The sequence below is a fragment of the Arthrobacter sp. CAN_A214 genome (assembly GCF_015751955.1).
Taxonomy (GTDB): Bacteria; Actinomycetota; Actinomycetes; order Actinomycetales; family Micrococcaceae; genus Arthrobacter_D.
Map to the genome: position 1 here is coordinate 1 of NZ_JADOUU010000054.1, position 7,479 is coordinate 7,479.

A 7,479-nucleotide genomic window follows, 5' to 3' on the forward strand; every position below is an offset into this window, starting at 1 on the left:
CCCCTGAGCGCCGGTCTTGCTCTGCGTAGCCTTCCTCGAGGACATCGCAACTCCTGAAAATAAGCCCAGTGTTGCGACGACCGGTGGATTTTACCCAATCTAAGCGGAACCCACTTCGGCCGTTTCGGGGTGTCGCGGGCAATCTGAACGGGACCCACCCTCACCGTTGTGGCAACGTGTTTCTGGTTGCTCAAGGTGGAGGTTCGAATGGAGTCTCGGGTGGAAGTTTTTGCGCGGATCCGGCGTGATGCGCGCGTGGAGGGCCTGTCGATCAGGGAGCTAGCCAGGCGTCATGGTGTTGGTCGGCCAACCGTCCGGCAGGCCCTGGGGCAGGCGGAACCACCAGAGCGAAAGCCGCGGGTACGGACAGCGCCCCGCTTGGAGACGTTCAAGCCCGTGATCGACGCGATGCTCCGGGAGGACCTTGAGGGTCCCCGCAAGCAGCGTCATACCGCGCGACGTGTCTTCGCTCGCCTCGCTGATGAGCACGGGGCAAGGGAGCTGTCTTATTCGACGGTCTGAGGTGTCCCAGGGTTCGGTTACCCGTTGTCGTTTGAGGATCAGGCGGGAATGGATGTTTGATCAAAGCGTAGCTCGTACTCAATCGGTGTTGAGTATCCGAGTTGGGAGTGGCGGCGTTGACGGTTGTAGAAGATCTCGATGTAGTCGAATATCGCGTTCGCGAGATCGAGCCGGGTTCGCCATTTCTTCCTGTTCAGCAACTCGATCTGCATCGACGACCAGAACGATTCCATCATCGAGTTGTCGTAACAGTCCCCGGCACTGCCCAGCGAGGCGGTGAGGTCCCAGGTGCGAAGGTTCTCGCTGAATCCCCAGGAGGTGAAGTTCGCTCCGTGGTCCGAATGCATGATCGTTGCTCCGTCGCGCTGCCTGCTTCTTTGTGCCTGGGTGATGCACGGTTGACCAGGGCCGTGTCATTGATGGTCGAGAATGACCGGCTGACCGCGGTGCGTGCGAAGCAATCCAACACCACGCAGCAGTAGACCTTGCCTTCCCTGGTCGGGTGCTCAGTCACGTCAGTCAACCAGAGCCGATTGGGTCCGTCAGTGGTGAAGATCCGGTTCACCAAGTCGGCGTCGGTGCGTTTGTCCACCAGCGCGTGACGGAAGGCGCCGGCCCGCGGAACCCCGGCGATTTCATGCTCGATCATGATGGCTTTGATGAGTTTGCGGTTCACAATCATCTCGTACTCATCCAGCAGCTCGGCCCGAATCCGACGCCATCCGTAGGTGCCACCGGACTGCTGGTGGATCAGACGCACGTAGTCGGCCACGATCGTGCGTCTAATGGCCCGGATGGAGGGTTCCGCGCGGAGGTGCTTGAGGTACGTCGACCGGTTCAGCCCGACGGTGATGCAGGACCGCCGGGCCGAGAACCCCTGAGCAACAAGCCCGCCGACGACTGCGGTTTTCCTTTTGGGGGCACCACCGCCGTCTCGTCATACAACGCACTGGCGGCTTTGACGATCGCCAGTTCGTCCTCGAGCTGTTGGATTCGCTTACGGGCCGACAGGAGATCGCCGGCGTCCGGACTCGGTGTCCCCTCCTTCATTCCGGCATCCACCAGTGCCTGGTGCTTCCACCGGTAAAGCGTGCCCTGGCAAATACCGGTCTCAGCAGAAATCGAGGCGACCGATTCGCCCTGCCGCAACCGGATGCTGACACCACGCCAGATGGAACGGGGATATTGGAAAGGCATGAGGTGACCTCCTGAAGTCACTATGCCCCACTCACATAAAACCGGACTACCGCCAAGGGCCCATGCCAGCTGGACTGCTAACGGGGGCCCAACCAGGCTTTCAGGATGTTCATCGTGGACTTATTGATCAGGCTGCGGCCGTGGATGCTGGTCACCACGTTGTTGTTGCGGTAGAGCTGCCCGATGAGCGGGATCATGGCCTCGGCCAGTGCCTCGCGGCTCAGCCAGGTGTCGTGGTTTTCGGTTCGGGGGTGATGCGTCAAGTGCGTCCCTTCCAGCACCGGGATGGCCGGTGCAATCTCGTCCAGCCCAATGGTGGCGCAGGGATAGCGCCAGGCATCAGCGGCCTGGCTATCGGTTAGGTTAACCGTTCGGTTGTCAGGTACCGGGAGGACAGCTCGAATTTGGGGTTGTCCTCCCGGCACCTGCACGTGGGCAGCGCCCAGAGGTGCGGATTATTTGTTCGCTAGTTGGCGTAGGGGTCGGCGATGCCGATGTATTGGGTGTAGAGGTATTCCTCGATGCCTTCGCTTCCGCCTTCCCGGCCTAGTCCTGATTGCTTGATACCGCCGAAAGGCGCAGCGGCGTTGGAGATGACGCCGGCGTTCAGGCCGAGCATGCCGGTTTCGAGCTGCTCGCCCATCCGGAGGCCCCGGTTCAGGTCGCGGGTGTAGACGTAGGCCACGAGGCCGTATTCAGTAGCGTTCGCGAGCCGAACCGCATCAGCTTCATCACTGAAGGTGATGATCGGAGCGACGGGTCCGAAGATCTCCTCGGAGAAAAGCCTGGCGTTTTCGGTGACGCCGGTGAGGAGGGTGGGCTGGTAGAAGTATCCGGGCCCCTCTTCGGGGGCGCCACCGAGCAGAGCGGTAGCACCAGCGGAAACGGCGTCCGTGACGAGTTCGTGGACCTTGTCCCTGCTCTTGGCATCGATCAGCGGGCCAACTTTGGATGTTTCCTCGGTACCGCGGGCTGTTGTCATCTTCGCCATCCTGGCTGCGAACTTCGTCGCGAATTCGTCGGCGACGGACTCATGGACGATGAAGCGGTTGGCGGCTGTGCAGGCCTCACCCATGTTCCGCAGTTTCGCCAGCATGGCCCCGTCGACGGCGGCATCGATGTCCGCGTCCTCGAAGACCACGAAGGGGGCGTTGCCGCCTAGTTCCATGGAGGTGCGCAGGACGGTTTCGGAAGCATCAGCTAACAGACGGCGGCCCACCTCGGTGGAGCCGGTGAAGGACAGCTTCCGTAGCCGGCTGTCCTTGATCAAGGGCCCCGTGGTGGCACCGGCGCTGGTGGTCGAGATGACGTTCAAGACCCCGGCGGGCAGGCCCGCCTCCATCATGACGGCGGCGAAGAGTTGGGACGTCAGGGGTGTGAGCGCGGCGGGTTTGAGGACCATGGTGCAACCGGCGGCCACGGCGGGGGCGATCTTGCGGGTGGCCATGGCCAGCGGGAAGTTCCACGGAGTGATCAGCAGGCACGGTCCTACCGGCTTCTTCGTCACCAGCAGCCGTGATTTGCCGTCCGGGGAGACCGAGTAGCGGCCGGACACGCGCACCGCTTCCTCGGAGAACCAGCGCAGGAATTCAACGGCGTAGGTCACCTCACCGCGGGCCTCGGCCAGCGGCTTGCCCATCTCCATCGTCATCAGCAGCGCGAAGTCCTCGGCCCGCTCGGTCACCAGTTCGAAGGCGCGGCGTAGGATTTCCCCGCGTTCACGGGCTGGGACCTTCGCCCAGGACGCCTGGGTTGCGGCAGCAGCATCCAGGGCAGCCGCGCTGTCCTCAGCTGAGGCATCGGCGATACTCATCAGAACTTTCCCCGTAGCAGGATCCTCGATATCGAACGTCCTGCATGAAGCGGCAGGACGCCACTGTCCGTTGATGAGCAGGCCGGTCGGAACGGAGTCCAGCAGGTCAAGTTCTTTGATTGCGGAGATAGTCATACTTTTTTTCTTCCGTTCAGTAAGAGCGTTCAAGAATGAGCGGGCGTTGAGCAGGGTGGGGCTTCGGCTGGGCTGGGGCGGAGCTTTAGTAGGCTCGGACCCGTTGTTCGACGATGAGGTGGATGAGCGCGAAGACGTGGTCTTCATCGATAGCTTTCAGTGCTGCGGTGACGGCGGCGGGGATGTCGGCGTCGTGTTCGACTTTGATACCGAATCCGCCAAAGGCCTGCGCCATGAGCGCGAACTCCGGATTCTTCAGCTGGGTACCGGAAACCCGGTCGGGGTAGTGGCGTTCCTGGTGGGTGCGGATGGTGCCGTATTCCTGGTTGTCCATCACGATCACCAGGGGGGTGGCACCGTACTGGGCTGCTGTTGCCAGTTCCTGGCCGTTCATGAGGAACTCACCATCCCCGGCGATGGTGACGATGCGTCGGCCCGGGTGGGCCAGGGATGCTGCGATCGCGGAGGGTACGGAGTAGCCCATGGAGCCGTTGCGGGCGCTGATCATGGAGGCATAGCGCCGTGTGGGGAAGTATCGGTGCGCCCAGTTGGTGTGTTCACCGGCGCCCAGGGTGATCATGGCGTCCGCGGGCAGGGTGGGTACCAGATTGGCCATCAGGGTGTCCATGCGTGCGGTGCCCTTGGACGGGGCAGGGTCGGGAAGGGCGGTGAAGGATTCCTGTTCGGCACGCATCCGCGCCGTCCAGGTCCGCCATTCATCCTTCACCGGGAGTTCGAGTTTGACGAGGTCGCGAACGAATACGTCGGGTTTGGCGACGATCTGGTAGGACACGGGGCCTGATCGCCCGCGGAGCGAGGAATCAATGGTGACCAAAAAGTTCTTTTTGTTCCAATCCTGCCGGCACAGGAATCCGTCGGTGATGACATCACCCGGCACCGTGCCGACGAAGACCAGCAGATCGGTTTCCTCGAACAGGTCGAACGTGGGACGGGGACGCCCGTATCCGATCGGGCCGACATAGGACGGGGAATCAAAGGGCACGGTGCCCTGGGTGCGCCACTCAGCGGCCGCTGGGATGTGGTGTTCCTCCAGCCAGGCCGTGAACTGATCCGCGCCTTCCTGCGTCCAGTCATTCCCACCGGTCACGAAAAGGGGCTTGGTGGAGGCTGCCAGGGCCAAGGCGAGGGCGTCGGAGTCCGTGGTCGTCATTCCGCCCGTCGCTACCGGGATCCGCGGATGCAGTGTGGCGTCGATCTGCTTGCGGATCACGTCCTCGGGCAGACCGATGACCACCGGGCCGGGTCGGCCGCTCATCGCAGCGAAGAACGCTTCGGCGACGATCTCGGAAGCACGCTCGGCGTGATCCAGAACCATGACGCGCTTGGCGCCGGTATCAAACCAGGCCTTGATGTCGAATTCCTGGAATGCTTCGCGGTCCCGGTGGGCGAAAGGGATCAGCCCGACGAAGAGGATCATCGGGGTGGAATCCTGCCACGCGGTATGCAAACCCACATGAGCGTTAGCCGCGCCCGGGCCACGAGTCACCATCGCGATGCCCGGCAGCTGGTTCATCTTGCCGTCGGCTTCAGCCATATAAGTCGCACCACCCTCATGCCGACACACGATAGTCTCAATGTCCGAGCCATGCAGGCCGTCCAGAACCTCGAGGAAACTCTCCCCCGGAACCACATGGGCCCGCTCGATCCCATGAGCAACCAGGGTGTCCACAATGACATGCCCAGCAGATTTCCACGTATTGGTACGTTCCCTGTCGGTTTTTTCGGAATGTTCAGGCATGGTCTGTGTCATGTGCTGGAAACCTTTTGTCGTTGATTCGGTATGGATTAGTTCGTTTGGTTGGGCCCCCGTTAGCAGTCCAACGTCTATGCGATAGCTAATTGGTTGTCTTGCGTCCAGTTCTCCCAGTAGTGCTTCGGCGTCATGCCGTTCAGGGATCCGTGGGGCCGTTCATGATTGTAGGTAGGTTTCCATTCCTCGGCCAAGTACGTGGCTTCGGCCAGGGTGTCCATGATTTCTCCGGTGAGTTGCTCCCTTCTGAATTGGGCGTTGAAGGATTCGATGAAGCCGTTCTGCCAGTGCGATCCCGGATCGATGAACGCGGCGTCCACCCCGGCAGTGTTACACCAGTCGACCAGGGCGGCGGCGGTGAACTCCGGCCCGTTGTCGCACCGGACATAGGTCGGGGTGGTGCCGGTTTCGGCGATGATGTCCTCCAGCACCGCGACCACGTCCGTGGCTTTGAAGGAGCGGCGCGGGATGATCGCCAGCGCGGTGCGAGTGTATTCGTCGATGACCTTGAAGAACCGGATGTGCCGCCCACAGGATGTCACGTCGGACTGGAAGTCGAAGCTGGCCACATGCATCGGGTACTGGGCTGTGAGGCGCTTCTGTTCCCCGGCACCGGGCCCGGTCCGGCGCTTCTTGCGGACCTTGGGTTTGCAGGTGAGCCCTTCGTCGCGCCAGAGCCGGCGGATCCGCTTCCTGTTCAGCGCGACACCTTTCCAGGCCCGTTGTCCCATCAGGTGCCAGCGGGCCTTTCTCCAACCCCATGCCGGGTGCTTGCCGGCGACAGCGCGCAACTCCCTCCGCGATTGCACTTCCTCGAAACCCATGTCGGGCTTCTTCTTACGAAAGGCTGACCGGTTCTGGCCCAAAAGCGCGCACGCGAACCGTTCGGACGCCCCAAACTTCTCCACCGCCATGCGCACGGCACGGCGACGAGGTTCGGGGCTCAGAATTTTCCCTTGGCCACCTCGCCCAGGATGTCGAGGGCCAGCTCCTTCTCCGCCAGCAGCCGCTTGAGCCGGGCGTTTTCCTTCTCCAACTCCCTGGTCCGCTTCGAGGTTTCAGCGTTCTTCTCGGACCCGTACTGATTCAGCCACCGGTACCAGTCTCGCCTCGGTGACCTGAAGCTCCTTGACGACCTCGACCATCGGGCGTCCGTCATTGAGCATTTTCTGACCCTGCCGCACCTTAGCGATGACCTGCTCGGGGCTATGTCTGCGTGCCATGATTCGTGAATTTCCTCCTGTGTCCATTCTCGGACACGAAACTCACACACACGCTTGATAGGGTCCCCGCGTTTTCCGCCGGTCTTACGGGAATAGGAGCGGATTGTTGAGGTCGTTCCAAAGTACTTCGCATGGGTGCGGGCTCATATATCCTGTGTAGCTGTGCCGGCGTTTGCCGTTGTAGAAATAGACCCAGGTGTCCATCGCTGTGACGAGTTCAACGACGGTTCTCCATGTTTTACGGGTGTTCAGCAGTTCGGTCTGCATCGACGACCAGAACGATTCCATGGCCGCGTTGTCGTAACAGTCCCCGGCACTGCCCAGCGAGGCGGTGAGGTCCCAGGTGCGAAGGTTCTCGCTGAATCCCCAGGAGGTGAAGTTCGCTCCGTGGTCCGAATGCATGATCGTTGCTCCGTCGCGCTGCCTGCTTCTTTGTGCCTGGGTGATGCACGGTTGACCAGGGCCGTGTCATTGATGGTCGAGAATGACCGGCTGACCGCGGTGCGTGCGAAGCAATCCAGCACCACGCAGCAGTAGACCTTGCCTTCCCTGGCTTGTATTCCAGCAATCGTCGCAACACGTTCGCTTTATGAGGCTTCAAGTAAAGCAGCAAGACGTTCGGCGGGTGTGTCCCAGTCGAGGGATTTACGAGGCCGGTCATTCAATTCCGCGGCGACTTCGAGAAGACGCCTGACGCTGTGTGGGGCGAGGTTGGCGCCTTTAGGGAAGTACTGGCGAAGGGAGAGAGTGGAGTGGTCCCCGGAAGTTGGACACCTAATTTAGGGTTCTTCTTCAGGAAGTAGTCACATGTATTTCAA

At 61.4% G+C, this 7,479-nt stretch carries 7 protein-coding genes and 3 pseudogenes; 1 reads left to right on the forward strand and 9 read right to left on the reverse strand.

Going from position 1 to position 7,479, the window contains the following annotated elements; translation table 11 throughout:
• Window positions 1–207: 207 nt before the first annotated feature.
• A pseudogene (locus tag IWX65_RS16905) lies at window positions 208–519 on the forward strand (IS21 family transposase); the annotation flags it as partial.
• 41 nt (window positions 520–560) lie between these two features.
• Here the strand turns inward: IWX65_RS16905 and IWX65_RS16910 are convergent.
• The 9 genes and pseudogenes from IWX65_RS16910 to IWX65_RS17955 form a co-directional block, all read right to left on the reverse strand.
• Complete coding sequence (locus tag IWX65_RS16910; protein WP_196884727.1) at window positions 561–869, reverse strand: IS3 family transposase; 309 nt, start codon at window positions 867–869, stop codon at window positions 561–563.
• On the reverse strand, window positions 755–1,294 hold the full coding sequence (locus IWX65_RS18160) for an IS3 family transposase (protein WP_196884728.1): 540 nt from the start codon (window positions 1,292–1,294) through the stop codon (window positions 755–757). The genes IWX65_RS16910 and IWX65_RS18160 overlap by 115 nt, the downstream gene beginning before the upstream one ends.
• A gap of 65 nt (window positions 1,295–1,359) precedes the next feature.
• Window positions 1,360–1,719: a transposase gene (locus IWX65_RS16920; protein WP_196884729.1), complete on the reverse strand. Its 360-nt coding sequence runs from the start codon at window positions 1,717–1,719 to the stop codon at window positions 1,360–1,362.
• 77 nt (window positions 1,720–1,796) lie between these two features.
• Window positions 1,797–1,982: a hypothetical protein gene (locus tag IWX65_RS16925; protein ID WP_196884733.1), complete on the reverse strand. Its 186-nt coding sequence runs from the start codon at window positions 1,980–1,982 to the stop codon at window positions 1,797–1,799.
• 203 nt (window positions 1,983–2,185) lie between these two features.
• Window positions 2,186–3,667, reverse strand: coding sequence for an NAD-dependent succinate-semialdehyde dehydrogenase (locus IWX65_RS16930; protein ID WP_196884730.1), 1,482 nt, complete (start codon window positions 3,665–3,667; stop codon window positions 2,186–2,188).
• Window positions 3,668–3,752: 85 nt separating this feature from the next.
• Window positions 3,753–5,438 (reverse strand): thiamine pyrophosphate-dependent enzyme, encoded by a 1,686-nt coding sequence (locus tag IWX65_RS16935; RefSeq protein ID WP_334683969.1) that lies wholly within the window; start codon window positions 5,436–5,438, stop codon window positions 3,753–3,755.
• Window positions 5,439–5,512: 74 nt separating this feature from the next.
• A pseudogene (locus IWX65_RS16940) lies at window positions 5,513–6,661 on the reverse strand (IS3 family transposase).
• Between the two features lie 84 nt (window positions 6,662–6,745).
• The gene (locus IWX65_RS16945; RefSeq protein ID WP_196884731.1) at window positions 6,746–7,063 is read right to left on the reverse strand and encodes an integrase core domain-containing protein; all 318 of its coding nucleotides are present in this window, start codon (window positions 7,061–7,063) and stop codon (window positions 6,746–6,748) included.
• Window positions 7,064–7,248: 185 nt separating this feature from the next.
• Window positions 7,249–7,404: pseudogene (locus tag IWX65_RS17955) on the reverse strand (IS30 family transposase); the annotation flags it as partial.
• Window positions 7,405–7,479 lie beyond the last annotated feature (75 nt).

Bases quoted from the DNA above. Each gene is read 5' to 3' on its own strand.
- IWX65_RS16935 (WP_334683969.1), bottom strand. From the start codon at position 5,438: ATGACACAGACCATGCCTGAACATTCCGAAAAAACCGACAGGGAACGT.
- IWX65_RS16945 (WP_196884731.1), bottom strand. From the start codon at position 7,063: ATGCATTCGGACCACGGAGCGAACTTCACCTCCTGGGGATTCAGCGAG.
- IWX65_RS16930 (WP_196884730.1), bottom strand. From the start codon at position 3,667: ATGACTATCTCCGCAATCAAAGAACTTGACCTGCTGGACTCCGTTCCG.
- IWX65_RS16920 (WP_196884729.1), bottom strand. From the start codon at position 1,719: ATGCCTTTCCAATATCCCCGTTCCATCTGGCGTGGTGTCAGCATCCGG.
- IWX65_RS16910 (WP_196884727.1), bottom strand. From the start codon at position 869: ATGCATTCGGACCACGGAGCGAACTTCACCTCCTGGGGATTCAGCGAG.